Source organism: Aeribacillus sp. FSL K6-1121, from assembly GCF_038003725.1.
GTDB lineage: Bacteria > Bacillota > Bacilli > Bacillales > Aeribacillaceae > Aeribacillus > Aeribacillus composti.
On sequence record NZ_JBBOPS010000001.1, the window covers coordinates 3,757,390 to 3,783,089 of the forward strand.

Consider the following 25,700-nt stretch of genomic DNA (forward strand, 5'->3'; position numbering starts at 1 on the left):
GATATAATAATAGGAAATGAAGTTTATTGGAGAGATTAGCGTGCAATTAAATTCCAACAAGATTATTGAAGCCTGTTTGCTAGCTGGTAAAATTATGCTTGAAAATGGAGCGGAAACGTACCGCGTTGAGGATACGATGCAGAGGATGGCTACATCCCTTGGTGTAAAGCAGTCTCATTGTTTTGCTATGCCCACTGGAATTATATTTTCCATTGACGAAATGGAACAGACAAAACTTGTACGTGTGCTGGAACGGACAATAGATTTAAATAAAGTTGCGATGGTGAACAACATTTCTAGAAGGATGGCGCAGGGTGAAATATCTGTTGATGAAGCTTTGCTGGAACTGAAGCAAATAGACGAATCAAAACCTGAATATCCAGTTTGGCTGCAATTGACCTCCGTTTCCATCTTGAGCGGCTGGTTTTTAATCATGTTTCAAGGAAAGTGGGCAGATTTTGTTCCTGCCATGATTTCAGGCGGCTTAGGTTTTGCATTTTTAGTTTATGTTCATCGTTTTGCTAAAATTAAATTTTTTTCAGAGTTCCTAGCATCGTTTGTCATTGGATTTACAGCCATTTGGCAGGTGAAGCTGGGCATCGGGACAGATTTAGATAAAATTATTATCGGTTCTGTCATGCCGCTTGTACCGGGGCTGCATATCACGAATGCTGTCCGCGATTTGATGGCAGGACATTTAGTGGCTGGATTATCAAAGGGAGCTGAAGCGTTTTTAACAGCTTTTGCGATCGGGTCAGGAATTGCCATCGTTTTATCGATTTATTAATTGAAAGGATTGTTGTCATGCTGTCACAACTTGCAGCAAGCTTTATTGCAGCATTTGCATTTGGAATTATTTTTAATGTACCAAAAAAGACGTTATTTGCATGCGGAATTGCGGGAGCAGTTGGATGGCTTTCGTATTTATTCTTGATTCATTTTAAGATGGATTTAATTATCGCTGCATTTATTTCAGCGCTTCTTGTTGCCTTCATTAGTCACTTGTTTACGAAAATGTATAAAGCGCCGATCATCATTTTTTCTGTTCCAGGTATTATTCCGCTTGTCCCAGGAGGGATTGCGTATGATGCCATGCGCCATGTCGTCGAGCAAGACTATTTTATGGCGATTGAACTAGCAGCTAAAGCTTTTATCATATCAGGAGCCATCGCCATGGGACTAGTGTTTTCCGAAGTATTGAATCGGATGATTATGAAAATCATTCGGCAGTAGCTCGTTTCAATTGGTTGACGTGTGTTTGTCGCTTAGGAAACAAATTTTTATACATGTCAACTCTCATAGTCTCGCTGACCAGACTATGCATTTTGAGGTGGGGAATCGTTCATTTCAACTTGATTTTTGAGGTGGGTAGTAGCTCGTTTCAATTAGTTTGCCGGTACATTTGTCGTCTAGGCACGAATTTTATATATACTAGCTTTCATAGGACACGCTGGCTAGGCTATGCTTTTAAGGTGGACAATCGCTCATTTCAACTTGATTTTCCGAAGTATTTGTCGTCTAAGAAACAAATTTTTATACATACTAGCTTTCATAGACACGCTGACCGGACTATGCTTTTTGAAGTGTGCAATAGCTCTTTTTCAACTAAATGTCGGTGTTCGCTGATCTGATTATACTTTTTGAGGTGAGCAGCCATGCTTTATCAAGTTTTTGTGTATGGAACGTTGTTAGTCGGGGAAGCAAATCATCATGTTGTAGAGCCTTATTTAATCTCTTGCGAAAGAGGACATGTGAAAGGACGCCTATATGATGTAGGAGATTATCCAGCGCTTGTCCTTGATGAAGGTGAAGATGAAGTTGCCGGTGAATGGTTCATTGTAACAGAAGAAGGATTGAGGCAAATGGATTTGCTGGAGGATTTTATAGAAGGGCGGCCGAATAATGAGTATGAGCGCGTTTGGGTCAAGGATAGCCGGCAAAATATAGAAGGTTTTGTTTACGTATATTCCTTGGAAAAAGCGCAGCATCTTCCTATCATATATTCCAATTCATGGAGAGAGCATCGGAGAAATCAAAAGTAAAAGGCTGATTCAACACATTGCTTTTCAGCGATGTTGAGTCAGCCTTCTTTGTATAGTTTTAGTATTGATTGTGAATGATGAATATGTTTTCTTGTTCATTACATTTGATTGACGGGATTGTGGCATTAGCCCACAACTTCCTGAAAGTAGCCGGCATCCGCCAGCTACTTTCAGATAAAAATCGAAAAAATATAAAAGCAAGTGGAGAGAAACGAATTGTTTTTCTCCACTTGCTTCATTTTAGGGACTTATCGGACAGCCCCGGTGTTTAAACAGGCAGAATGAACCATCCTGCTTACATTATTTCAATTTGATGAGCTGTTCATATTTTTCAAGAATTAGTTTTGTTAACGGGTCGTTTTCGTCAAGCTGGCTGTACTGCTTCAAAGCTGCAGCTGCTCCTTTTGTTTTAATGATTTCTTGCAATTCGACTGCCTCTTGGTCTTCTTTATAGTCAAACAATAGCGCAGCTGCTACGGCTGTTGCGAGATTTTCAGGTTTTTGACCGAATTCCATTAATCTTTTTGCTGGTAAAATTAATCGGTCGTTTGCGCCAAGCTTGCGAATAGGCGATCTGGCTACTCTAGTGACATTATCGGAAATTTGTTTGTTTTCAAATCTAGAGATAATCTTATCGATATATTTTTGATGCTCGGAACGATCAAAATGATAAGTTTTCGCCAGCATGTCGCCGGTTTCAGCTAGCGCGCCTTCTAAAATTGGGCGGACAAACGGGTCCAATACAGCTTTGTCGATTGTTTCTATATTTTTGAAATAGCCTAAATAAGCTGCAGTAGCATGTCCAGTGTTGACAGTAAATAGCTTGCGCTCAATATATGGATTTAAGTCGTCAACATAGGTGATTCCTTGAATATTTGGCAAGCTTCCTTTTATGTCTGTTTTTTCCACGACCCATTCAAAAAATGGTTCAACAGAAACTTTTAAAGGGTCCTCGTGGGTTTGTAATGGAACGATGCGGTCGACAGCTGCATTAGGAAAGCCAACATATTGATCCAATTTTTGTTTTTCTTCATCTGTAAGCGATTTGCGCACTTCTTCTTTTAATAATTGGCTGCCGCCGATCATATTTTCACATGCAATAATGTTTAAAGGCTGGACTGACTGTTTAAATCGTTCCTTAAGTCCTGAAGCGATTGTCGGTGCAATGATTTTTAAAATATTTGGACCGACAGCCGTTGTAATTAAGTCAGCTTGGCAAATGAGATCGATAACTTTGTCAGTTTGTTTTGCACTGTTAATTCCTTTTACACCTGTGACGGTGATTGTTTCTTTTTTTTCGCTGGCTAATTCGATGATATAACTTCCTCTTTTATTTAGCTCAGAGATTAGATTTTCATTCACGTCAAGAAAATATATTTCATAGTTAGCTTGATTTAGAAGAGCGCCGATGAATCCTCTTCCTATATTTCCAGCGCCGAACTGCAAAGCGATCATGTTTATTCCACCTCATTGAATAAATTGATTAATTCTTCTTTGGTTGCTGCATTGATTATACGGTCAACATTTTCTTCCTCTGAGCAAAGGATGGCGATTTTCGACAAGAGCTCCAAATGTTCGTTGTCTTTTCCGGCAATTCCGAACACTACTTTAGCAATGTTGCCTTCTCCATATTCTACGCCTTCAGGAATTTGAATAATGGAAATACCTGATGTTAAAATGTCTTTTTTTCCTTCGTCTGTTCCGTGTGGAATAGCTATATGGTTCCCCATATATGTGGAAGTGATTCGCTCTCTTTCAAGCATTTTAGTGATATAGTGTTCATTCACATACCCGTTTTCAACAAGTACCTTTCCGGCTAATTTAATAGCTTCCTCCTGATTGGACACCTTTGCATTTAAAACAATGTTGTCAGTTGTTAGTATTGGCTTCATCTCACTCACTCCAATTAAAAAATTTTTCTTTCATATAATGATGGAAAATCACATTCAGTTTATGATAGACGGCTGTTTCATCTCCGTTTTCAAATAATGCTAAACTGCTTTTGCTTTCAATAATAGCTGAACTGATTTGGCTTAATATTTCCAGCTTATTTTGAGTTAGCTGTTCAGGAGCTAAAAGCAGCAATATCCGGCTGATTTCCATCGCATTTCCGTCCATTCCGAGGACGTTGTCCGCTTTGTCCAAATCATAAATACGAAATAAAGGAATCAATACTTCTTCATCTTTTAAATGAAATAAAGCAATTTTTGTCCCGGGAATTCCCAATCCTCCTTTTTGTTCTCTCGCCAAAAGCTTCTTCGCAACGGATTCATCATTTGTGATCAATTTTTCTTTATGCAATGTGCGGGCGATTTCCAAAAGATTTTTTTTATGCTGTCCTGTATTTTCAAGCAAGCTCACATTGAAATGGAGCAAAACTGTTTTGATAATATCGCCCAGTTCAAAAAATTGATCGATGATGTGAATCATATCGTTTGAAGGATTTTTCCGGAAAGGAATGCCCGGAACATTGTTTTCAATTCTTTTGAATTCTGTCAGCTTTTCATTCATGTACCTTTTTATTTTGGCGATATCATGCTCATTTAACAGCGGGTTAACTGTAATATATGGCACATGACGATACGGAAGATCGGTAGTTGAAATAATAATATCGTATTGGCTGACATCCAGCCTTTTTAAATCAATAAGAGAAGCAATATGAATGTTTTCTATTTCAGGAAATTCCTTGCGAAGTCTCGTTGCCAGCATTTTGGAAGAACCGATTCCGCTGGGGCAAACAACTAATCCCTGCAGCGAAATATTCTCCATCTTTGATTCCAAAGCGGAGCCAAAATGCAGTACGAGAAAGCCAATTTCATCCTCTGATAAATGAAGATCATAAAAGATTTTTTTTACCCCTTCTTCGACAGACGCGAAAAGGGCGGAAAATTTTGTTTTGATCTGTTGCAGCAGAGGATTGTGCGTATGAATCTTCTCTTTTGAACGTGTAATAGCAGGGACAAAATGGGCCACCAACCCTTGATATAAAGATTGATCTTCCGTCAAGGGAAAGCCGGTTTTGTTGGAAACAAATTCAATGAGCGCATGGACTTTTCTTGAAATGTCTACATCTACATCAAAGAAGGAAAAATCTTTATCTTCTTTTCTGCGCGCTCCTAATAAATGAGTCGTGACATAGCCGATTTCCGCTTCAGGAAACTTGACCTGAAAGGCTTTTTCCAATTCTTTGACGATCATACGGGCGGATTCGAATTCTTTTGTGCCTTTCAATTCTTGAAAAACTTGAGGATCGATATCGATCGTTTCGCCTTTTTGGATTCTTTCCGCTGCCAGCATTAAATGGACTGCAAGAGCAATATAGGCACTGTCCGCAATAGAAAATAAAATGGTTTGCCGAAAATTTTCAAGTACTCCTTCAACCGTTTTTATTTTTTCTTCATCAATGATTTCAAAAATTTTCTCCCTTTTTTCATTTTTCTCTTCTTTTATTTGCCTTTCAATTGCTTGCAAAAAACTTTTTTCATCCAATTTCTCCATTATAATGTTTCCAAGGAGAGCCCTCTTTCCATTTTCTGGTCCAATGAGTTCTATTCCGTATCCTCTTTTTCGGATGAGCTTCAAATCAAATTGAGCAATCCATTCTTCGATTTGATCTAAATCATTGCTTACGGTTGCAGAAGTGACGTTTAATTTTTCGGCTAGTGTAAACAGTTTTAGAGGCTCGCTGGCCTCTAAAAGTGAACATAGGATAAGCACTTTTCTTTCTTCTTGGCTAAAGTCTGTGTGCTCTCCAGATCGGATATCTTTTAATAAATTTTGTTTCCGCAGCGATGGACCGAATAAGCGAATTCCTTTTCCTTGCAGGCTGTCAATATAAAGACCATATTTTTTTATCACTTTTTTTATATTTTTAAGCTCCCGGTGAACTGTTCTTGAGCTGACGTTTAATCGTTCAGCGATCTCTTTTGTGGAAATGTGTCGGTCCTCCTGCAGCATTAATTCGATGATTTCCCGTTCTCTCGCCCGCAAGTACATGGAATTCACCCCTTTTAAAGTGCACAGCTGTGCAATCTGCTTATGACTGTTCTTTTAATTTTTCTAGCAGTTCATCGTACTTAGGACTGTTTAAGAAATTCTCAACAGAAATGTGTGTTGCATTTGGAAGCTTTGCTTTTGCTCTATCTGTTAAATCTTTATGTGTAAATACAATGTCTGCGTCATCAGGCAAATTGTTGATGGCAGTGTTTGTTACTTCGATATTTAACCCAGCTTTTTTGACTTTGTTTCGCAAAATGGAAGCGCCCATTGCACTGGATCCCATGCCTGCGTCACAAGCAAAAACAATCTTTTGGACATTGTCTAATTCATTTTCTTGCAGCTCGGCATCTTCACTGTCTTTTTGCGCTTGATTTGTGAGCATTTCTGCTGCTTTGCTTTCTTTACCTTTTAATTGCTGCATTTTCTCTGCTGCTGCTGATAAGTCTTCCTTGCTGTCTGCTTTCGCTGCTTTTAAGATGATGCTTGAGATGAGGAATGAAACAGCAGTTGCAACAATAACACCAGCCAACACACTTATATAATGTCCTTTTGGAGTCATAATCATTAATGCAATAATACTTCCCGGCGAAGGCACTGCCACAAGTCCGGCATCAAAAAGTAAGAATGTTAACACTCCGCTCGCTCCGCCGGCAATAGCAGCTAAAATTAATAATGGTCTCATTAAAATATAAGGGAAGTAAATTTCGTGAATTCCACCCAAAAAGTGAATAATGGCTGCACCAGGAGCAGTTTGTTTAGAATTTCCTTTTCCAAACAGCATATAGGCAAGCAAAATTCCTAGACCTGGCCCTGGATTCGTTTCAAGCAAAAATAAAACGGATTTGCCTGTTTCTGCTGCTTGTTCAATTCCGAGCGGGCTTAAAATTCCATGATTAATCGCATTATTTAAAAACAGCACTTTTCCGGGTTCGATAAATATACTTGCGAGCGGAAGCAGGTTGGCATCGACAATGAATTTAACTCCACCTGCCAAAACGCTGCTCAAAGTTAAGACAATCGGGCCGATTCCTAAAAAAGCAATAATCGTTAAAATAGCAGCGACAATACCAGCTGAAAAATTGTTGACAAGCATCTCAAATCCGGATTTAACTTTTCCTTGGAACAGTCTGTCCACTTGCTTTATAATATACCCACCAAGAGGGCCCATTATCATGGCACCTAAAAACATGGGAATGTCCGCTCCAACGATTACTCCCATCGTTGCGGTTGCACCCACAACTCCTCCGCGCAGATCATACACCATGCGTCCGCCGGTAAAACCAATTAGAAGCGGCAACAAATATTGTATCATCGGATTCACTAGTTTTGCTAAAGCTTCATTTGGTGTCCAACCAGTCGGTATAAATAACGCAGTGATGAGTCCCCACGCAATAAATGCGCCGATATTTGGCATAATCATTCCGCTTAAATAACTGCCGAATCTCTGTATTTTTACTTTAACATTTGATTCTGCCATTGTGTTCACCCCTTTTATTTTTTTAGAATAATGTTTCTACATTTTAAATTTTAAAGCGTTATCATTGCGAGTCTCAATTTAAAGAAAAGTCAAGTTTGTCACTTTTGCTGCTGACAAAATTTATTTGAAGTTTAACCAAACGCATGCTTTTTATCCTTCTTTTTAGCTATTTTTTGGCATCTATCAGATGACAAATTTCCTGTATTTTATTACTATAAATGTAACTTCTATTTTCTGTATAAGGTGCTTGAAAATGGAATCGTATTATGTGGAGGGTATCGTAGTGGGGATGAAAAGACACGAAGCTCTGGAAGAGATTGAGAGAGTGCTGGGTATACGGGCTGTTGAAGTGCTGACTCATGTTGGAGAAGAATACTTTCGCTCCCTTGTTAAGTATATTGCAGAAACATTACATGCGCCAATAGTCCTTGTCGGAGAAGTGGACGAAACATCTTCAAAAATAAATGTACTAGCAATGTATCGAAACGGAAATTTGTCTGATGGAGATGTTCAGCCAATACTAGCTTTGGAAAGTTCTTTAAAGGAAGCGAGCTTTTACGAAAAATTAATTCACCAGTTATTCTCTAGATTAAAGGGAGATATAGAAGGCGCCGGTTATTTGGAAATACCTCTTAAAAGCAGCAAAGGGGAGATCATTGGGCTCATTTTTATTATAAACATAGAGACGACGGAGACAAAGGAGAAAGCCGAAACGATTTTTCGCTTGTTTAGGGATCGGACTGCGAAGGAAATAGCTAGGAATAAAAAGGAAAAAAGATTATTAAAGCTGGCACACTACGATTCGTTGACTAATTTATTAGAACGGGCTACTTTTCGAAAAATGGTTGATGAAGAAATAGGAAAACATCCTGAAATAAAAAGAGGCTTTTTCTTTATTGACATTGACAATTTTAAAATGATCAATGATTCTTTCGGGCATAAGAAGGGAGACGAGCTGTTAGTCAAATTTGCAAAACGATTAAAAGACATAATGAAAAACGAAAACGCGCTTCTTTGCCGCAATAGCGGCGATGAATTTGTCATCATGCTGAGAGATGTAGAAAAGGATCAAGTTTATAATTTAGCTGCAAACCTTGTCAATGAGCTTCAATATCCACTAATTTTAGGAGAAAATGCTGTGTTTATCACAGTAAGCATAGGAGTTTCTTTTTTTCCTGAGCATGGCCACAATGCAGACACACTGATCCATCATGCTGACTTAGCCATGTATGAGGCAAAAAAGGATGGGAAAAGCACATATCGCTTCTATCAATCTTTTATGGAACATCATTACGAACGTTTTCTTTTGAAGCAGGAGCTGCGGCGCGGTATTGCCAAGAACGAGTTTGTCTTATATTATCAGCCGAAAGTTGACATCATTCAAAGGAGAACCATCGGGTTTGAGGCTTTAGTTCGATGGAATCACCCGGAGAAAGGGTTTCTATCTCCATCAGAATTTATTGAGTTGGCTGAAGAAGATAATACGATTGAATTGATAGGAAACTTAGGATTGGATGAAGCGTGTAAACAGCTTAAATGCTGGCAGGAGGAATTTAGTAATCAACAATTAACAATTGCGGTTAATATGTCGGCACGTAAATTTTTTCATAGTGATTTAGTTCATCAAGTCCAGGAATCGATTTCAAAATACAAGCTGCCGTATTCTTCGCTTGTCATCGAAATAACGGAAACAACGGCCATAAAAGATTTTGAACATGCGGTAAAAATTATTCAAAAGCTCCAATCATTAGGTGTGCACATTCATCTGGACGATTTCGGCAAAGGTTTTTCCTCTCTTTATTATTTGAATAGACTTCCTGTCAATGCAATTAAGATCGACCGTTCGTTTATACAGCAAATCGGGCAGGGGCAAAAGGAAAATCCAATCGTCAACGCCATCATCGCAATGGCTCATTCTCTAAATTTGGATGTCATTGCAGAAGGGGTCGAGTCAAATGTTCAGCTCAAATATTTGCTAGGGAAGGGCTGTCATATTATGCAAGGATACTATTTCAGTAAACCTTTGCCAGCGGATAAAGCCGGGGATTATTTAAGAAGAATGTAAATAATGATTCACTTCTGCCTCCATTTCTCAAGCCGTTTTGGGAGAGGAGGCATTTATATTTTTTGGATCGGCGTGTTATCAGAGTGCGTTTTTTCATATAAAAGATGCCGGCATATCGAGTCCGGACTTTTTGTTTTGTAAAAATGTTTATGTGTTTGATAGACTGTATTATGTTAAGGGAAGATCCCGTAGATTATGTATTAGTATATTTTAAGAAAGAAAGGATGAGAGAAAGGTTTTGCGCATTTTTGTGTATACAGTTTTGATAGCTATTTATATTTTATCTCGTTTTTTTCATGCTCCAGTCATAAGCTATAGCACTGGAGCTGTCGCTTTGGTAGCACTCGCAATTTCAGCGGTTTATGCCAGAGGACTATATCTCATTTCAGGTGCCATATTTTTATTGATTGGATTTGTTTTATTTATTCAAAGTAAGCAGCCATGGCATACGTTTATTTTGCATTTTGAGCAAGTGCTTGGTTTGCTTTCATTGTTTTTTGTATTGCCATTTATGAATTCCATCATTCGTGTCGGAAGGTATGATAAACATTTAAGCTTGTTACTTCAGGATCAAGCTGCTGATCTGAACCATTTATATCGGCGAAGCTCAGGAGTTTGTCATATACTCGGTCTATTTTTAAATATTGCTACAGCCCCCCTTCTTATTAAATCATTAAATGTTATACTGCATGATTTGCCCAAAAAAGTGCTAACGAAATTTTATTCGCAAAACTTGCTGCGCGCCTATGCTTTATGTCTTACTTGGAGCCCGATGGAGGTGATGGTGAGTTCAACGATAGACATTACAAAAGTGCAGTATTTTATCATTTTTCCAATTTTGCTTTCGATGGCAATCATAATGCTTGGGTTTGATTGGCTCATGTCTTCGTATAAATATAAAGGTATCCAAATCGCCTTTCATACGCCTCATTTTTTTAATAAGAAAAAGGGTTATAAAAAAGCTTTTGAATTAATCGGAATGCTGCTTTTGTTGATATTCATGGTGTCGACTGTTCAACATTTTTTACAAAAAGGTTTTCTGTTTTCTGTTGTATTATTGATTATCCCATTTTCTGCTATTTGGTCTTTGTTTATTAAAAAAGGAAAAAGATATTTTACAGTTGCAATCCAGCATTGGAAAGAGCGGACAAGGGGATTAGCCAATTACTTTTTCATGTTTTTGGGAGCAGGTTTATTTGTAGAAATGCTGGCAGACTCGCAATTACTATCATTTTTAAAACCTGTTTTTGAATTAGGAACTGAAAAGACGTTGATTTTATATAGTACAATAGGACTTTATTTTTTCATTACATCTTTAATTGGTTTTCACCCTTTAGTAGGTTTTGCTTTATTGGCAGAGCTCTTGCAGCCGTTTTTAGTCGACATACCACCAATTCCGCTATCCATTGTGTTAATATGCAGCAGCTTGTCGACTGTGATGTTCAGCCCATTTAATATATCAGTATCAATTTTGTCTGATGAATTAAAGGCACAATCTTATCGGATCGGTTCATGGAATATGATTTTTGCATTAGGGTACATTGGGTTCGGCATTGTGGTCGCTTATTTAGTTGAAATGCTTTTTATGTATTGACACCGTTTACAATAAAATTTATAATCTTCTTAAAAAGAGATTATTTTCAAAATTTTCAACAATAAATATTTTTTTAGATCGATCTAATAGAATTTTAGATCGATCTAAAAAAGCTCGGATATTGGATCGATCTAATAAAAAAGTAACCAGAGCCAAATCGATGTGATAAGCAGGTGATAAGATGAGAAAAGCCCAGCCATTTATTAACGGATGTTGGATCAATTCGGGGCGGCCAGTAGTACAGGTGCGGAGCCCTTATTCTGGCGAAATAATCGGTGAGCAGCTGCTGTCAACAAAGGAAGATGTTGAAAATGCTTTATCCTCAGCATTTCAAGCAAAAAAAGAGATTGCAGGAATTCCAGTTTACGAGAGAGCCAATATTTTAAAAAAAGCATCTTCCTTGCTAGACTGCAGAAAAGAAACATTCGCAAAATTTATTTCCGAGGAGCTCGGTAAGCCATTGAAAAACACATTGGATGAAGTATCCCGCTCGGTTGAAACATTGGAGCAATCAGCGGAAGAAGCAAAACGGCTGATCGGAGAAACGATACCAGGAAGCGCTTCGCAGCGCGGAACAAAAGCATTGGCCGTGACGTTTCGTGTTCCGGTTGGGGTTGTTGCAGCTATCACCCCATTTAATGCGCCGTTAAATCTCATTTGTCATAAGATCGGACCTGCATTTGCAGCCGGAAATAGTGTTGTGTTAAAGCCCGCTCCACAGACGCCTTTAATTGCAGCGGAATTGCTGAAACTTCTGCTTGAAGCAGGCTTTCCAAAACACGGTATTAATATGGTGCTCGGAGGAGCAGAAGTTGGACAGCAAATTGTTCAGGATGACCGGGTCAATGTTATTTCGTTTACAGGAGGAGTTGCTGCCAGCCGTAATATATGTGACTTGGCTGGAATGAAAAAAGTGCTGTTAGAGCTAGGAGGAAATGCCGCAACCATTGTACACGAAGATGCTGATTTAAAGAGAGCGGCAGCTTTATGTGCCTTAACAGGCTACAGCAATTCCGGTCAAAGCTGCATTTCCGTTCAAAGAATTTATGTACACGAGACTGTCGTTGAGCCGTTTACAAAACTTTTCAAAGAGAAAGTGGAGCAATTAAAGGTTGGAGATCCATTATCGCCGGATACAGATATTGGCTGTTTGGTGGATGAACGAGCGGCGGAACGCGTTATGAATTGGATCAAGGAAGCAGTCCAATCCGGAGCCGAGTTGATTACCGGAGGAAAACAGCATGGGGCGACAGTTGAGCCGACTGTTCTTCTGAATCCGCCGAAGCAAAGCAAAGTTGTATGTGAAGAAGTGTTCGGCCCGATTGTCAGCATTATTCCGTATTGTACGATTGAAGAGGCAATAGCGGAAACAAATAATTCGTCCTTTGGACTTCAAGCGGGATTATTTACAAACCGCATGGATGTCATTTATCAAGCAGCTAAGGAGCTGGAAGTAGGAGGCGTTGTAATCAACGGCACTTCAAATTTCCGGCTTGACCATTGGCCTTACGGCGGTGTGAAAAATAGCGGGATTGGCCGGGAGGGGCCGCGTTATGCAATTCAGGAAATGACAGAAATGAAGATGATTGTTTTTCAAGATCCTTATTGAATGAAACAAACATGGTGGTGTACAGATTGATTGAGCTATATGTAAAAAAACCGAACGAACTAGAGCTGCGGCATAACAACTCAGTTCCAGCTCCAAAAGGCGATGAGGTAAAAATTCAATTAGTATATGGAGGGATTTGCGGTTCTGATTTAAGTGTTTATAAAGGAAAGCTCCCTTATGCAAAATATCCCGTTCGCGCCGGCCACGAACTTGTTGGGGTGATTGTGGAAAAAGGGGAACAAGCTTCATTTAAAATTGGAACAAGGTGCGTTGTTTTACCGAATACATTTTGTGGAGTATGCGATCAATGCCAAAAAGGTTTGACAAATATATGCCGAAACAAGAAATCGTTAGGCGTAAATATTGATGGAGGGTTTGCCCAAGAGATTAACATTTCTTCCAAATATGTTTTAGCAGTGCCTGATGACTTGCCGAATAAAAAAGCAGTTCTCGTAGAGCCGCTCGCAGTTATCGTCCATGCCTTTAAAAAGGTCAATGTGGAAAAAAATATGAAGGTAGCTGTCGTCGGCTGCGGGAATGAAGGAATGCTGGCAGCGGCGCTCGCCCATTATTTAGGTGCAAAAGTGACAGCGATTGACATCAATCAGCACAAGCTTGATTTAGTTAGAGAAATCGGTGATATTTCAGTTTTCTTGCCGCATGAGATTGAATCGCTTGAAACGTTTGACGTTGTATTTGAAGCAGCCGGTACAAAGGTTTCAGTTGAAAGCGCTGTAAAATTGGCGAAGCCAGGAGGAGCTGTCGTTTTGATTGGGCTGGCGCAGGAGGCGAATTTTCCGATTGTCCATATTGTGCGCAGTGAAATCACAATATATGGTTCAATAATTTATCAATTTCCAGATGACTATTTGCAAGCGATTGAATATCTACGGGATCCTGAGTTTTCCGTCGAACAAATTGTTTCTAAAATTTTTTCCATTACCGACTACAAGGAAGCTTATGAAACGGCCGCTTCCGGAAATGCTGGAAAAGTTATTTTAAGCTTTAAGGAGGCAGAAAAATTATGAAAAAGCTGGTTTCCGATCAACTCGTTCAATATTTGGAAAACCGCGGGGTTGAACATATTTTTGGTCTTTGCGGCCACACAAACATTGCTGTTTTAGCCGCTTTAGAAAAAAGCTCCATCAAGTTTGTAAATGTAAGGCATGAGCAAATTGCTGCACATATGGCAGACGGGTATGCGAGGGCAAAAAAAGAAGCGGCAGTTGTCTTAAGCCATCTTGGACCAGGATTGACGAACGCTGCAACAGGTGTTGCAAATGCCGCTTTAGATTCCATTCCGATGGTTGTCATTGCAGGGGATGTACCGAGTCATTTCTATGGAAAGCACCCACATCAAGAAATTAACCTGCATGCAGATGCATCCCAATACGAAATATACCGCCCGTTTGTTAAACGTGCATGGCGGGTTGACCGGCCGGATCTGTTTCCGGAAATTTTAGAAAAAGCATTTCAATTAGCTGAAAGCGGAAGACCAGGACCTGTTTTAGTATCTGTGCCAATGGATATTTTCTCGAAGGAGGTCGATGTTGCTTTATTTGAAAAATTGAATCATCATACGAAAAAGTTGCATAAGCCTTCTATCGATAACGAGACTGCAAAAGAAATTGTCGAAAAACTAATCAAGGCGGAAAATCCATTGATTTATGCTGGAGGAGGCATTATGCTAGCCGATGCTTCCAAAGAATTGAAGGAATTAGCTGAACATTTTGACATTCCTGTTGCCTACACATTAATGGGCAAGGGAGCCATTTCCGACGATCATCCATTAGCCTTGGGCATGACAGGCTTCTGGGGAACAAAATTTGTGAATGATATGTGTTTGCATGCAGATTTGATTTTAGCACTCGGCACAAGATTTTCAGAGGCGGATTGCAGCTCCTGGGAGCCGGAATACACCTTTAACATTCCGAAAACGAAATTGATTCATATTGATATTGATCCGAACGAGATTGGAAGAAATTATCCGACTGAAATCGGAATTGTGGCAGATTTAAAACAAGCGCTTTCCGTAATAAACCGGGTGGCGAAAGAGCTCGTTCCAAAGGGAAAAGAAAATAAAGAGCTGAAACAGAAAATTTCTCAATATAAACAAGAATTTCGTAAACAGAATGAGGAACATATTCGCAATGACTGCTATCCGATGCGTCCGGAGCGGATTTTACAAGAAGTGCGTGAAGTGCTGCCAAGAAATGCTTTTATAACAACGGATGTCGGCTGGAATAAAAATGGGGTTGGACAGCAATTTCCGGTATATGAAGCGGGCACTATTTTCACGCCTGGGGGCTATTGCACGATGGGCTTTGGTGCGCCCGCAGCATTAGGAGTAAAAATAGCACATCCAGATAAAGTGGTCGTTTCATTAGTCGGTGATGGAGGCTTCGGACAAAATCCGGCGCTTCTTGCCACCGCTGTTGAAGAAAATATTCCGGTTGTCTGGGTGATCATGAACAATCATGCTTTTGGAACCATAGCCGGACTGGAAAAAGCCCACTTCGACACAACCTACGGAACGGTATTTCGAAAAGATGGAAAGCCGTATTCACCTGATTATGCAGCCATTGCGAAGGCTTACGGTGTGGAAGGTGTAAAAGTTCAAGCTGCAGCGGAATTCAAGCCAGCATTGCAGCGGGCCATTGAAGCAAATAAACCGTTTGTGATTGATGTGGAGATGATCAATGTACCAACGCCGACAGCAGGACATTGGAATATTATGGACATCTATTCCCCGGATAGGAAAGTTCACCATGTTTCAGTGGATTAAAACATTTCCAATTAAATTATGAAGGAGGAATTGATTATGCCGAAAACGAGCGCAGGCATGAAAATTAAAGTTCTTGATCCTTTTCAAGACGCTAAAACATTATGGTTAGGGCTGGATAAGCCGGAGTTGAACCAGATTCGCAAGGTTTTCCAGCTGATTACCCCGCAAACTGTAGGATCTAAACATATTATGGCTGGAATTACGATTTTTTCCCCCGGGGAAGCAAGCTCCCTTCACAACCATCCAGAATCTGAAGAAATGGACGTAGTTATAAAAGGTTCAGGAGAAGTGGTTGATGGAAATGGAAACCGCCGTCCATTTAAAGAAGGAGACTATATGTTCATACCCGAGGGCGAATATCACCAGCATGTTAATACAGGAAATGAACCGCTTTGGTTGTTGTGGTGCTATAGCCCGCAAGGAAGCCTGCCAGAAGATTAAAGAAGCAATTTTTTGCAGGAAAACAAAAACGATCATTTTCAAAAAGATGGACTAAGAAAGGGGTTATTGACAGGGTAGAAATGAGGATAATCCATGCCATGTCAGCCCTTTTCTGCTCCCCCAAACGCCTAGTTATTAATAAAATCAAAACTATAAACCTTTCGAAAATCAAATTGATTGTAAGATAGGAGTGTGAAAAAATGAAAAAAATTTCTTTCATCTTAATATCTTGTTTGTTGCTGTTAGTCGGATGTTCAAGCGGTTCGAGTTCGGGAGAAAATAATGAATCAGGCTCAAAATCTTCAGAAACTAAAATTATGAAATTAGCAGTGGCGACTACAAAAGAACGCTCTCTCTCAAAAGGACTTTATAAATTTGGTGAAATCGTCGAAAAAGAAACAAATGGATCTATTAAAGTTGAAGTATATCCCGATGGACAGCTCGGAGGGGATTTAGAAGTATTTGAAGGATTAAAAATGGGATCTATTCAAGGATCAACCATGTCGACTGGGCCGATCGCATCTTTCGCTCCAAGATTTAACGTATTGGACTTACCTTTTTTATTTAAAGACAGAGAAACCGCTTACAAAGTTTTGGATGGCGAAATTGGGCAAGAATTAATGAAAGATCTGGAAGGAACAGGTGTTATTGGTATAAACTACTGGGAAAACGGGTTTCGCCATTTAACGAACAACGTCAAAGAGGTTAAAAGTGTCGATGATATTAAAGGATTAAAAATTCGTACGCTTGAAAACAAGCTTCATATTGATCTGTGGAAAGAATTAGGGGCGAATCCTGTTCCAATGGCTTTTACAGAGCTGTTTACTGCACTTGAACAAGGGGTTGTCGATGGACAGGAGAATCCTGTTGGAAACGTTGCAGCTAATAAAATGTATGAGGTTCAAAAGTACATTACAAAAACCGGTCACGTGTATAATGCAAGCCCGTTTTTAATAAGCGAAAAGTTTTGGAAAACACTTTCCAGCGAAGAACAAGAGATCATAAAAAAAGCAGCTGAAGAAGCGAAAGAATATCAGCGTCAGTTAAATGCAGAAGAAGATGAAAAATTATTTAAAGAGATTGAAAAAGAGGGGATGGTTGTTACAGAGTTAACAGATGAACAAAAGCAAGCGTTTATTGACAAAGTACAGCCGATTTATAAAAAATACGGAAAAGAATTTGGTGAAGATCTAGTTGCTAAATTATTGGAGGCAGGCAAATAAATGATGACACTATTTAACTCTTAGGAGTGTGCTCACTCTTAAGAGTTATTTTCCAATTATTTGAAAGTGAGGAGGAAGTACGGTTGAAAAAGGTTGCATTTATGCTAGATAAGCTGTTGCAGATATTAATGGCGTTATGTTTAGCATCCATGGCAATTCTCGTCTTTGGCAATGTCGTATTGCGCTATGCTTTTCATTCCGGCATTACATGGTCGGAAGAAATGTCGCGATATCTATTTGTTTGGATGGTGTTTTTAGGAGCCATCGGTGCTTTGAAAGATAACGACCATTTAGGGGTGGATGTACTCTTAAAAAAGCTGCCGCTTGGGGCAAAGCGAATTGTATTTATTTTAAGTAATGCGATTGTTCTTTATGTACTGTGGCTGCTTCTGGATGGAAGCTGGAAGATCACTATGAGCAGCTTGGAAAGCAGAGCTCCTGCCACGAATTTGCCACTCGCTTATGTGTATGGAATGGGTATTGTGGTGAGTATCGGAATGGGAATAATAGTAATATTTAATATTTATCAGGCTCTCTTTCGGCCAAATACGCTTGAAAAGCTTATCCGAATGAAAGAATCGGAAGATGAAATTATGGAAGCGGTTCATGAAGAAATCGTGGAATTACATCATGGGAAAAAACAAGGGATGGCAGGAGGTGAGAGGTAGATGGCTTTTGTTGTTTTTGTCAGCTCATTAATTGGTGTCATGGCGTTGGGGATGCCTATTGCGTTTGCGCTTTTGGTGAGCGGTGTTGCTCTCATGTTTTTTCTGAATATTTTTGACACTCAAATTATGGCACAGAACCTCATTAATGGGGCGAACAGTTTTCCGATGATGGCTATTCCTTTCTTTATTCTTGCGGGAGAATTGATGAACGCAGGAGGCATTTCTAATCGAATTATTAACTTTGCCATGTCTCTTGTCGGTCATATTCGTGGAGGATTAGGATATGTAGCGATCATGGCAAGCGTCCTTTTCGCCGGTTTATCCGGTTCAGCGGTAGCGGATACGGCGGCTCTTGGCGCTATTCTGATTCCGATGATGGTCAAGGCTGGATATGACCGAAATCGGTCTGCTGGCCTCATTGCAGCCGGCGGTATTATTGCCCCGATCATCCCTCCGAGCATACCGATGATTATTTTTGGGGTAACAAGCGGCGTGTCGATTACAAAATTATTTATGGGAGGGATCATTCCAGGGCTTCTTATTGGTTTATGCTTGGTTGTCTGTTGGTGGTTAATGGTAAGAAAAGAGCAGGTAGAAGTCTTCCCCCGAAAATCTGCAAAAGAAGTATTGTCTGCTACCCGTCAGGCTATTTGGGCGCTTTTACTTCCAGCTATTATCGTTGGAGGACTTCGGGGCGGGATTTTTACTCCGACAGAGGCTGCTGTTGTAGCTGCATTTTATGCGTTATTTGTCGGGTTGTTTGTTTATCGAGAACTTAAAATACAAGATTTGTTTAAGGTGTTAGTAGCTGCTGCAAAAACAACAAGCGTTGTAATGTTTCTTGTAGCAGCAGCAATGTTGTCAGCTTGGTTGATAACAGTAGCCAATATTCCATCAATAGCTGCGGATATGCTTGGACCGTTAATCGAGAACAAATTGCTGCTTCTGCTAGCAATTAATGCGTTAGTTCTTTTAGTTGGTACGGCAATGGATTTGACGCCTACTGTTCTGATTTTAACTCCTGTTTTAATGCCTATTATTGAAAAGGCGGGAATCGATCCGGTGTACTTCGGGGTGCTGTTTATACTGAACAACTGCATTGGATTGCTCACTCCTCCAGTTGGTACTGTGTTAAATGTCGCTTGTGGGGTTGGAAAGATAGGAATGGAGGACATTATGAAAGGAATATGGCCTTTTTTACTTGCAGAAACACTTGTTCTTTTACTGCTTATTCTGTTTCCGTCCATTGTTACCGTTCCGCTTCAATGGTTTACAGATATGTAGATTTTTAAAGTGTTTACTATCTGATTTAAAAAGGTACTTTGATTGGACTGAAGGTATTGTTAATTTGCACATTATTTCAGGAAGGGTGGAGCAAATGATTGGCTCCTTTTCTGAAATAATGTGCAGTTTTTTATGATTAAATCTTTTATTTTGCGATTTTCTTCAGATACTCGTACTTGAATGAATTTTTCCCTATTCAAAAAAGCTGTCTTTCGCACATCGAGCTTCACTCTCTTGGTGATATTCCACTGCCTCCAATCGCGCGATTTCTTTTTCGAACGGGGCTTTTTTCATTTGGTATCCATATAACAGGCAAAGGTGAATCACTTGGAGCCATTTATGAAACGGTTATATGGCGGCTCCCTCCCGCCAGAAGTACATATTTGATCTATGATCTTGTCTATATAAACCGACTTCAGCCCATTTTTTCAGGTGATTTGTGGTGCTCCTGCAGCCTGAAGGGAGGTGATTATTTATAACATTTTCAAAGCCGTAAAGCATGGAAATAAACAAATTGACAACGTTTTAAATGTAAAGGTATACTTTTCTCAACTGAATTCGTTGATTAATTGCGTTAGCAGGTGATTAGACAGATGGGACGAAAAAAACAGTCCCGCGTGACGCTGCAGGAGGTTGCAAAACACGCGGGTGTGTCGAGGGCTACAGCTTCCCTTGTTGTTCGGGGCAGCCCAAATATTTCAAAAGAAACAAGAGAAAAAGTGTTAAAATCGATAAAAGAGTTGGGATATATATATGATCGTGTTGCAGCGAATTTACGATCCCACCAATCTTCAACAGTTGGTTTGATTATAACAGAGATCGGCAACCCCTTTTTCTCGGAATTATTGGTGGGCGTTCACGAAGCTTTAGATAAAGAAGGATATACCGTAATATTAGGAACGACGTTTGATTCCCCTGATAAACAAGATGCGCTGCTTGCGACAATGCTTGAATATCGTGTCGGCGGGGTAATTATGAGCCCTGTCCCAGGCAGTTCACCAGATATGGTAGAACGGTTAAAGCAATGGGGGATTCCTGTTATTTTAGTAGCGAGAAAAATGCTGTCAGAAGAGCCGTTTGATTATGTCGGAATCGATAATGTTGCAGGCGGACGGATAGCGGCTGAACATTTAATCGAACAAGGCCACCGCCGCATCGCTTTTTTGGGCGGTTTTTCTAATTCATCAGTATGGACAGACAGGAAAAAAGGATTTTGTGAAGCGATTGAACAAGCCGGGCTGGAAATGGATGAATCGCTGTTTGTCCAATCTCCCGCAACTAGGCAAGGGGGAATAGAGGCGATTAAGCGAGTTATGCAGCATCCTCAGCCTCCAACCGGGGTTTTTTGCTATAATGATGTTGTTGCATCTGGTGTTATGCTCGGATTAAAAGAACAAGGAATAGTTCCAGGCAAAGATGTGGCTGTGGTTGGTTTTGATAATATTCCGGAGTCAGCGGTATTCAGCCCTTCTTTAACAACCATTGCAGCTTTTCCTGATCGGCTCGGTGCAAAAGCTGCTGATCTCTTGCATCGGAGAATGAAAGGTGATGAAGAAGAGGCAAAAAAACTGATTTTACAGCCTGAGCTTGTAGTGCGGGAGTCAAGCTGACACACCATGATGAAGAAATCTAGGGAAGTGGATGCGTTATGAAGGAACATGTAGAAATCCCTCTTCGGGAAAAAAATATTGTTTTAATTGGATTTATGGGAGTCGGCAAAACGACTATTGGCCAGTTGGTCGCGAAAAAGCTGTACCGAGATTTCATTGATGTGGATCAGGAGATTGAAAAAAAGCAAAATATGCCCATCTCGTTAATATTTCAAAAATTTGGCGAAGATTATTTCCGAAAAATCGAAAAGGAGTATATTGTTGATATTTGCACGAACACACGCTTGAAGGTTGTATCTTTAGGAGGGGGAGCCTATTTACAAGAAGAGGTCCGCAATGCTTGTTTATCAAACTGCATCGTCTTTTTGCTGGATTTATCTTGGGACAGCTGGAAGGATCGAATGCCGCTTTTAGTCGAGAACCGCCCTCTTTTAAAGGAAAAATCAATGGAGGAAATTGAAGAATTGTTTATAAAACGGCAAAATGCATACTCTCTCCATAACTCAAAAGTATCGACCAATAATCTTGATCCTGAAACAGTAGCAGATGAAATTGTAAATTCGGTGAAATTAACGTGGAGCATCTATGAACCGAACCAATAATATGAGATTATCCCTTTAAATGAATAGTTTGCAAGATGAGATTTGGGAAAGGGATTTAAAAACATGAATGTAGAAAACTTATTGTCTCCTTATCTTCAACTGGCTGATGCTGTCATTGTGACAGATAAAGATCATGTTGTCGTCGCTGTTAACGATGCGTATGAACAAATAACGGGATATAAAAAGGATTTCATTGTCGGCAGAAGAGCAGGTGTCATTAAATCTCATTTGACCCCGGAGCAAACTTATGCTTCGATGAAAAAAGCATTATCGGAAAAAAAGCCTTGGTCCGGTGTTTTTGTGAATCGTAAGAAATCCGGAGAATTATGGCACTCATCTATAACGATAACTCCTATTCTAATAGAAGATGAACTGTTTTTTGTAGGAATTTTTCGGGAATTGGAGCAGCTGGACAGCGGAGCATACGTTCCGCAGGAGCAAATAGAAGAAACAAAAAAATCAATATTGGAAGTGCTGGCGATTTCTTGTGAAATTCAAGATCCAAGCATTGAGGATCATTTGATCAACGTTCGAAAACTAACTGAAAAGCTCATTTATGCTCACAACAGCTATCATAATCTTAATTTATCAGAAGAATATATGAGAAATGTTGCTTATTCCAGCATTTTGCATGATATAGGAAAAGCTGGCATACCTGAAGGAATTTTGTATAAACCAGGACCACTAACAAAATATGAACGCTTAATTATGGAGACGCATCCGTTAATAGGCTTTGACATTTTGAAAAAAATAACAAGCAAACTGAAAGATAACTTTTTAAGGCAAAGCTATAAAGTGGCCGAAAATATTATTCTCTTTCACCATGAAAAATGGAATGGAACGGGATATCCGAAAAACTTGAAAGGAGCAGAAATTCCTTTAGAAGCTAGAATTGTTGCGGTTGTCGATGTGTTTGAAGCTTTAACGAGCAGCCGTCCATATAAAGTTGCATGGCCGATTGAAAAAGCGTTGAATTTTTTAGTGGAGCATCAAAATACGCATTTTGATCCAGATGTAGTGGCCTCATTTCTGACAATTAAGGATTTTTAAAAAGAAGGAAATTTTAGTTGAAGATCAACTAAAATTTCCTTCTTGTGCGCCCGGCATGGGTGTAATCTATAGGGTGAAAGTCCCGAGCTGCGAAGGCAGAAGTAGCAGTTAGCTTAACGCAAGGGTGTCCGTGGTGACGCGGAATCTGAAGGAAGCGAGCGGCAAACTTCCGGTCTGAGGAACACGAACTTCATATGAGGCTAGGTATCACTGGGTGAGTTTGCAAGACAAAACAAAGCCCTTTCTGCCGAAGGTGATACAGAGTAAATGAAGCAGATGGATGGAAGGAAAGATTACACTCTTACCCGGGGAGGTCTGGCTGGCACGCCAAGTAACCTTGGTAACCTATCTAGTGATAGATAGCTGAACAGTCAGAAGTCAGCAGAGGTCATAGTATTAGTTGGTCTAGAACAACTAAGAAGGACCGAACAATTAAGAGAGAATAGCCCTTGGCATTCAGTGAGTCATGATGAACACAGAAAACGTAGTACCTCACTTGAGGGAGGAAGCGGTGAATCCCGTGGGAGATCTCTTGGAGGGTGGAGTGACCACTGGCATAAAGAGAACAGCTATTCACGGAAGTTATAAAGACTTGCGTCAATTATCTTAATTGAACCGCCGTATACGGAACCGTACGTACGGTGGTGTGAGAGGACGGGAGTTAATCGCTCCCTCCTACTCGATTTTTTGAAAATTTTTTATTGTGTTTTTTGTGTAATTGTGTATAATAAATCGTCGTGAAATAAACAATTTTCGATAAATATATTAATTTTTTTTGACAAAAAGTTTACTAGTATTAAACAAATGAGGTTGTTATGATGAAAATTGGGAGGAAAATTCGAAATTTGCGGATAAAAAAAGGTCTGACGCAAGAAGAGCTAAGCGAACGAACCGATTTGTCTAAAGGATACATTTCCCAATTGGAAAGAGATTTAAGCTCTCCCTCATTGGAAACGTTTCTGAATATATTGGATGTGCTGGGATGCAATCCAAAAGATTTTTTCGATGATGAGGATGCCGAGCAAAAAGTAGTTTACGGCAAAGAAGAACGAAAAGTATTTATTGACCAAGAGAGAGGATATAAGGTTGAATGGATTGTTCCTGAATCAAATGAAAAAGAAATGGAGCCGATTCTTTTAACGTTGTTTGAAAAAGGAGAGTTTAAAGTTTTTGAACCATCCTTATCTGAAACGTTTGCCTATGTTCTGAAAGGAACAATAAAAGTTCGGATCGGAACAAAAAAGTATGTGGCAAAGGAAGGAGAATCCATTTATTATCATGCATCCGATGAGCATCAAATTGTCAATGAGGCAGAAAGCATGTCGCAAGTAATTTTAGTGGCAACTGAATCTTATTTATAATTCTTGATGCGGTTGGAGGAAACGTCATGAACAATAAAACAATTATTCGTTTTGAACAAGTGACAAAAAAATATGATGATGATTTGCCAGTATTGGATAATGTAAGTTTTGAAATCGAACGCGGAAAATTTTACACGTTGCTTGGACCTTCAGGATGCGGAAAAACAACCATTCTCCGTCTAATTGCGGGATTTACGGAACCGACCAGCGGCACGATTTATTTTAACGGAAAAAATATTAACCATGTAACGCCGAACAAACGTCAAGTCAATACAGTGTTTCAAGATTATGCCCTTTTTCCGCATCTGAATGTGTTTGAAAATGTTGCCTTTGGTCTTAGAATTAAAAAAATGAAAAAGGATATCATCGAACAAAAAGTAAAAGATGCCCTTCGTTTTGTAAACTTATCTGGCTATGAACAACGGAACATTCAGGAGATGTCAGGAGGACAGCGGCAGCGGGTCGCCATTGCGAGAGCGATAGTCAATGAACCGGAAGTGCTTCTGTTAGACGAACCGTTGTCAGCTCTTGATTTAAAGCTGCGCACGGAAATGCAGTACGAGCTGCGGGAGCTTCAGCGCCGGCTCGGCATTACATTTATTTTTGTCACACATGACCAAGAGGAAGCTCTTGCAATGTCTGATGAAATCTTTGTTTTAAATAAGGGGAAAATTCAGCAAAGTGGAACGCCGAAAGATATTTATGATGAACCTGTTAACCGCTTTGTGGCAGACTTTATCGGAGAATCGAATATTGTCGCAGGAAAAATGATTCAAGATTATCTTGTTGAATTTGTCGGAAAGCAGTTTGAATGTGTTGATAAAGGCTTTGCTCCGAACGAGGACGTAGAAGTGGTAATTCGACCGGAGGACTTGGAAATAACAACTCCTGAAAAAGGAAAGCTGAAGGTTTATGTGGATTCCCAGCTGTTTAGAGGAGTTCATTATGAAATTTGCTGCTATGATAAGGATGGCAACGAGTGGCTTGTTCATTCTACAAAAAAGGCAGAAGTCGGCGAGGAAATTGGTCTTTATTTTGAACCGGAAGCAATACACGTTATGCGTTTAGAAGAAAATTCTCGTATTGGTGTTGCCGATGAAAAGTAATATTCGCGCTTTATACTTCTTACCATATGTGTTATGGATCTTACTATTTGTTGTCGTTCCGATTCTGCTTATCATTTATTATTCGTTTTTTAACATTGAAGGAACATTTTCTTTTGAAAACTACGAGAAATTTTTCACGCCGGTTTATTTGAAAATGGCGTTAAGTTCATTTTGGTATGCGTTTTTAATTACAGCCTTTTCGCTATTGATCGCTTATCCGACAGCTCTTTTATTAACGAAAACAAAACATAAGCAGCTTTGGCTTTTGTTAATCATTTTGCCGATGTGGATCAATTTGCTGTTAAAAGCATACGCCTTTCTCGGCATTTTTGGAACCTATGGAATAGCCAATCATTTTTTGGAATTAATTGGTGTCGGTACTAAACAAATATTGTTTACAGATTTCAGCTTTGTGTTTGTTTCTGTCTATATTTTCGTTCCATTTATGATTTTGCCGATTTTTAATGCTTTAGAAAAATTAAATCCAACGCTTGTAGATGCAGCTAAGGATCTCGGAGCATCCCCTTGGATTACGTTCCGCCGGGTCATTTTTCCGCTGACGCTGGACGGTGTTAAATCCGGATGCCAAGCAGTGTTTATTCCTGCATTATCGTTATTTATGATTACCCGCTTGATTGCAGGAAACCGGGTAATTACGCTTGGCACAGCAATAGAGCAGCATTTCCTAGTTACTCAAAACTGGGGAATGGGAGCAACCATTGCGGTCTTTTTAATTCTTGCAATGGTGATCATCATGTTTTTAACAGGAAATCGGAAGTGAGGG

At 39.7% G+C, this 25,700-nt stretch carries 23 protein-coding genes; 19 read left to right on the plus strand and 4 right to left on the minus strand.

Annotation, left to right across the window (positions count from 1 at the left end):
* Nucleotides 1–16: 16 nt before the first annotated feature.
* The 4 genes from NSQ61_RS18250 to NSQ61_RS18265 all read left to right on the plus strand — a co-directional run bounded on the left by NSQ61_RS18250 (nt 17) and on the right by NSQ61_RS18265 (nt 2,314).
* On the plus strand, nt 17–787 hold the full coding sequence (locus NSQ61_RS18250) for a threonine/serine exporter family protein (protein ID WP_063386830.1): 771 nt from the start codon (nt 17–19) through the stop codon (nt 785–787).
* A 17-nt stretch (nt 788–804) separates the two neighbouring features.
* The gene (locus NSQ61_RS18255) at nt 805–1,233 is read left to right on the plus strand and encodes a threonine/serine exporter family protein (protein ID WP_327848619.1); all 429 of its coding nucleotides are present in this window, start codon (nt 805–807) and stop codon (nt 1,231–1,233) included.
* A 422-nt stretch (nt 1,234–1,655) separates the two neighbouring features.
* Entirely contained in the window at nt 1,656–2,042 is a 387-nt protein-coding gene (locus NSQ61_RS18260) for a gamma-glutamylcyclotransferase family protein (RefSeq protein WP_311066542.1), read from the plus strand.
* A 74-nt stretch (nt 2,043–2,116) separates the two neighbouring features.
* The gene (locus tag NSQ61_RS18265) at nt 2,117–2,314 is read left to right on the plus strand and encodes a hypothetical protein (RefSeq protein WP_339230037.1); all 198 of its coding nucleotides are present in this window, start codon (nt 2,117–2,119) and stop codon (nt 2,312–2,314) included.
* A gap of 28 nt (nt 2,315–2,342) precedes the next feature.
* Here the strand turns inward: NSQ61_RS18265 and NSQ61_RS18270 are convergent, their stop codons facing one another.
* From NSQ61_RS18270 to NSQ61_RS18285, 4 genes are read right to left on the minus strand one after another with little or no spacing between them, the layout of a single operon-like run.
* A complete protein-coding gene (locus tag NSQ61_RS18270) occupies nt 2,343–3,497 on the minus strand; it encodes a mannitol-1-phosphate 5-dehydrogenase (RefSeq protein ID WP_063386827.1) in 1,155 nt (384 codons plus the stop codon).
* Between the two features lie 2 nt (nt 3,498–3,499).
* On the minus strand, nt 3,500–3,934 hold the full coding sequence (locus NSQ61_RS18275; protein WP_144598413.1) for a PTS sugar transporter subunit IIA: 435 nt from the start codon (nt 3,932–3,934) through the stop codon (nt 3,500–3,502).
* A gap of 1 nt (nt 3,935) precedes the next feature.
* Entirely contained in the window at nt 3,936–6,038 is a 2,103-nt protein-coding gene (locus tag NSQ61_RS18280) for a BglG family transcription antiterminator (protein WP_339193379.1), read from the minus strand.
* A gap of 40 nt (nt 6,039–6,078) precedes the next feature.
* The gene (locus NSQ61_RS18285) at nt 6,079–7,518 is read right to left on the minus strand and encodes a PTS mannitol transporter subunit IICB (protein WP_339193378.1); all 1,440 of its coding nucleotides are present in this window, start codon (nt 7,516–7,518) and stop codon (nt 6,079–6,081) included.
* 289 nt (nt 7,519–7,807) lie between these two features.
* On the opposite strand from NSQ61_RS18285, the gene NSQ61_RS18290 reads away from it, so the two are divergent.
* From NSQ61_RS18290 to NSQ61_RS18360, 15 genes are all read left to right on the plus strand, one after another.
* A complete protein-coding gene (locus tag NSQ61_RS18290; RefSeq protein ID WP_311067370.1) occupies nt 7,808–9,583 on the plus strand; it encodes a putative bifunctional diguanylate cyclase/phosphodiesterase in 1,776 nt (591 codons plus the stop codon).
* 334 nt (nt 9,584–9,917) lie between these two features.
* The gene (locus NSQ61_RS18295) at nt 9,918–11,177 is read left to right on the plus strand and encodes a hypothetical protein (protein ID WP_340807822.1); all 1,260 of its coding nucleotides are present in this window, start codon (nt 9,918–9,920) and stop codon (nt 11,175–11,177) included.
* A 181-nt stretch (nt 11,178–11,358) separates the two neighbouring features.
* Entirely contained in the window at nt 11,359–12,786 is a 1,428-nt protein-coding gene (locus NSQ61_RS18300) for an aldehyde dehydrogenase family protein (protein WP_339193376.1), read from the plus strand.
* 26 nt (nt 12,787–12,812) lie between these two features.
* The gene (locus NSQ61_RS18305; protein WP_340807824.1) at nt 12,813–13,814 is read left to right on the plus strand and encodes a zinc-dependent alcohol dehydrogenase; all 1,002 of its coding nucleotides are present in this window, start codon (nt 12,813–12,815) and stop codon (nt 13,812–13,814) included.
* Entirely contained in the window at nt 13,811–15,571 is a 1,761-nt protein-coding gene (locus tag NSQ61_RS18310) for a thiamine pyrophosphate-binding protein (protein ID WP_340807828.1), read from the plus strand. Before NSQ61_RS18305 ends, NSQ61_RS18310 begins: the two co-directional genes overlap by 4 nt.
* Before the next feature lie 36 nt (nt 15,572–15,607).
* Complete coding sequence (locus NSQ61_RS18315; protein WP_242009354.1) at nt 15,608–16,012, plus strand: cupin domain-containing protein; 405 nt, start codon at nt 15,608–15,610, stop codon at nt 16,010–16,012.
* Between the two features lie 200 nt (nt 16,013–16,212).
* The gene (locus tag NSQ61_RS18320) at nt 16,213–17,235 is read left to right on the plus strand and encodes a TRAP transporter substrate-binding protein (RefSeq protein WP_311066534.1); all 1,023 of its coding nucleotides are present in this window, start codon (nt 16,213–16,215) and stop codon (nt 17,233–17,235) included.
* Nucleotides 17,236–17,336: 101 nt separating this feature from the next.
* A complete protein-coding gene (locus NSQ61_RS18325; RefSeq protein ID WP_375338819.1) occupies nt 17,337–17,903 on the plus strand; it encodes a TRAP transporter small permease in 567 nt (188 codons plus the stop codon).
* Nucleotides 17,904–19,187, plus strand: coding sequence for a TRAP transporter large permease subunit (locus NSQ61_RS18330; RefSeq protein WP_063386816.1), 1,284 nt, complete (start codon nt 17,904–17,906; stop codon nt 19,185–19,187).
* A gap of 593 nt (nt 19,188–19,780) precedes the next feature.
* Nucleotides 19,781–20,797, plus strand: a complete 1,017-nt coding sequence (locus NSQ61_RS18335; RefSeq protein ID WP_066250028.1) for a LacI family DNA-binding transcriptional regulator — start codon at nt 19,781–19,783, stop codon at nt 20,795–20,797.
* Nucleotides 20,798–20,835: 38 nt separating this feature from the next.
* Nucleotides 20,836–21,399, plus strand: coding sequence for a shikimate kinase (locus NSQ61_RS18340; RefSeq protein WP_130157446.1), 564 nt, complete (start codon nt 20,836–20,838; stop codon nt 21,397–21,399).
* A 63-nt stretch (nt 21,400–21,462) separates the two neighbouring features.
* Complete coding sequence (locus tag NSQ61_RS18345) at nt 21,463–22,449, plus strand: HD domain-containing phosphohydrolase (protein WP_063386813.1); 987 nt, start codon at nt 21,463–21,465, stop codon at nt 22,447–22,449.
* 818 nt (nt 22,450–23,267) lie between these two features.
* Nucleotides 23,268–23,810 (plus strand): helix-turn-helix domain-containing protein, encoded by a 543-nt coding sequence (locus tag NSQ61_RS18350; protein ID WP_066250024.1) that lies wholly within the window; start codon nt 23,268–23,270, stop codon nt 23,808–23,810.
* Between the two features lie 26 nt (nt 23,811–23,836).
* Complete coding sequence (locus tag NSQ61_RS18355; protein ID WP_066250021.1) at nt 23,837–24,916, plus strand: ABC transporter ATP-binding protein; 1,080 nt, start codon at nt 23,837–23,839, stop codon at nt 24,914–24,916.
* Nucleotides 24,906–25,697, plus strand: a complete 792-nt coding sequence (locus NSQ61_RS18360; RefSeq protein ID WP_066250018.1) for an ABC transporter permease — start codon at nt 24,906–24,908, stop codon at nt 25,695–25,697. The genes NSQ61_RS18355 and NSQ61_RS18360 overlap by 11 nt, the downstream gene beginning before the upstream one ends.
* The last annotated feature ends 3 nt before the right edge of the window (nt 25,698–25,700 follow it).

What these genes read in the sequence shown, in the direction of transcription:
- NSQ61_RS18340 (WP_130157446.1), top strand. Translation starts at nt 20,836, where the DNA reads ATGAAGGAACATGTAGAAATCCCTCTTCGGGAAAAAAATATTGTTTTA.
- NSQ61_RS18260 (WP_311066542.1), top strand. Translation starts at nt 1,656, where the DNA reads ATGCTTTATCAAGTTTTTGTGTATGGAACGTTGTTAGTCGGGGAAGCA.
- NSQ61_RS18345 (WP_063386813.1), top strand. Translation starts at nt 21,463, where the DNA reads ATGAATGTAGAAAACTTATTGTCTCCTTATCTTCAACTGGCTGATGCT.
- NSQ61_RS18310 (WP_340807828.1), top strand. Translation starts at nt 13,811, where the DNA reads ATGAAAAAGCTGGTTTCCGATCAACTCGTTCAATATTTGGAAAACCGC.
- NSQ61_RS18255 (WP_327848619.1), top strand. Translation starts at nt 805, where the DNA reads ATGCTGTCACAACTTGCAGCAAGCTTTATTGCAGCATTTGCATTTGGA.
- NSQ61_RS18350 (WP_066250024.1), top strand. Translation starts at nt 23,268, where the DNA reads ATGAAAATTGGGAGGAAAATTCGAAATTTGCGGATAAAAAAAGGTCTG.
- NSQ61_RS18285 (WP_339193378.1), bottom strand. Translation starts at nt 7,518, where the DNA reads ATGGCAGAATCAAATGTTAAAGTAAAAATACAGAGATTCGGCAGTTAT.
- NSQ61_RS18335 (WP_066250028.1), top strand. Translation starts at nt 19,781, where the DNA reads ATGGGACGAAAAAAACAGTCCCGCGTGACGCTGCAGGAGGTTGCAAAA.
- NSQ61_RS18290 (WP_311067370.1), top strand. Translation starts at nt 7,808, where the DNA reads ATGAAAAGACACGAAGCTCTGGAAGAGATTGAGAGAGTGCTGGGTATA.
- NSQ61_RS18300 (WP_339193376.1), top strand. Translation starts at nt 11,359, where the DNA reads ATGAGAAAAGCCCAGCCATTTATTAACGGATGTTGGATCAATTCGGGG.
- NSQ61_RS18275 (WP_144598413.1), bottom strand. Translation starts at nt 3,934, where the DNA reads ATGAAGCCAATACTAACAACTGACAACATTGTTTTAAATGCAAAGGTG.
- NSQ61_RS18315 (WP_242009354.1), top strand. Translation starts at nt 15,608, where the DNA reads ATGCCGAAAACGAGCGCAGGCATGAAAATTAAAGTTCTTGATCCTTTT.
- NSQ61_RS18265 (WP_339230037.1), top strand. Translation starts at nt 2,117, where the DNA reads ATGATGAATATGTTTTCTTGTTCATTACATTTGATTGACGGGATTGTG.
- NSQ61_RS18270 (WP_063386827.1), bottom strand. Translation starts at nt 3,497, where the DNA reads ATGATCGCTTTGCAGTTCGGCGCTGGAAATATAGGAAGAGGATTCATC.
- NSQ61_RS18325 (WP_375338819.1), top strand. Translation starts at nt 17,337, where the DNA reads ATGCTAGATAAGCTGTTGCAGATATTAATGGCGTTATGTTTAGCATCC.
- NSQ61_RS18355 (WP_066250021.1), top strand. Translation starts at nt 23,837, where the DNA reads ATGAACAATAAAACAATTATTCGTTTTGAACAAGTGACAAAAAAATAT.
- NSQ61_RS18330 (WP_063386816.1), top strand. Translation starts at nt 17,904, where the DNA reads ATGGCTTTTGTTGTTTTTGTCAGCTCATTAATTGGTGTCATGGCGTTG.
- NSQ61_RS18280 (WP_339193379.1), bottom strand. Translation starts at nt 6,038, where the DNA reads ATGTACTTGCGGGCGAGAGAACGGGAAATCATCGAATTAATGCTGCAG.
- NSQ61_RS18250 (WP_063386830.1), top strand. Translation starts at nt 17, where the DNA reads ATGAAGTTTATTGGAGAGATTAGCGTGCAATTAAATTCCAACAAGATT.
- NSQ61_RS18360 (WP_066250018.1), top strand. Translation starts at nt 24,906, where the DNA reads ATGAAAAGTAATATTCGCGCTTTATACTTCTTACCATATGTGTTATGG.
- NSQ61_RS18320 (WP_311066534.1), top strand. Translation starts at nt 16,213, where the DNA reads ATGAAAAAAATTTCTTTCATCTTAATATCTTGTTTGTTGCTGTTAGTC.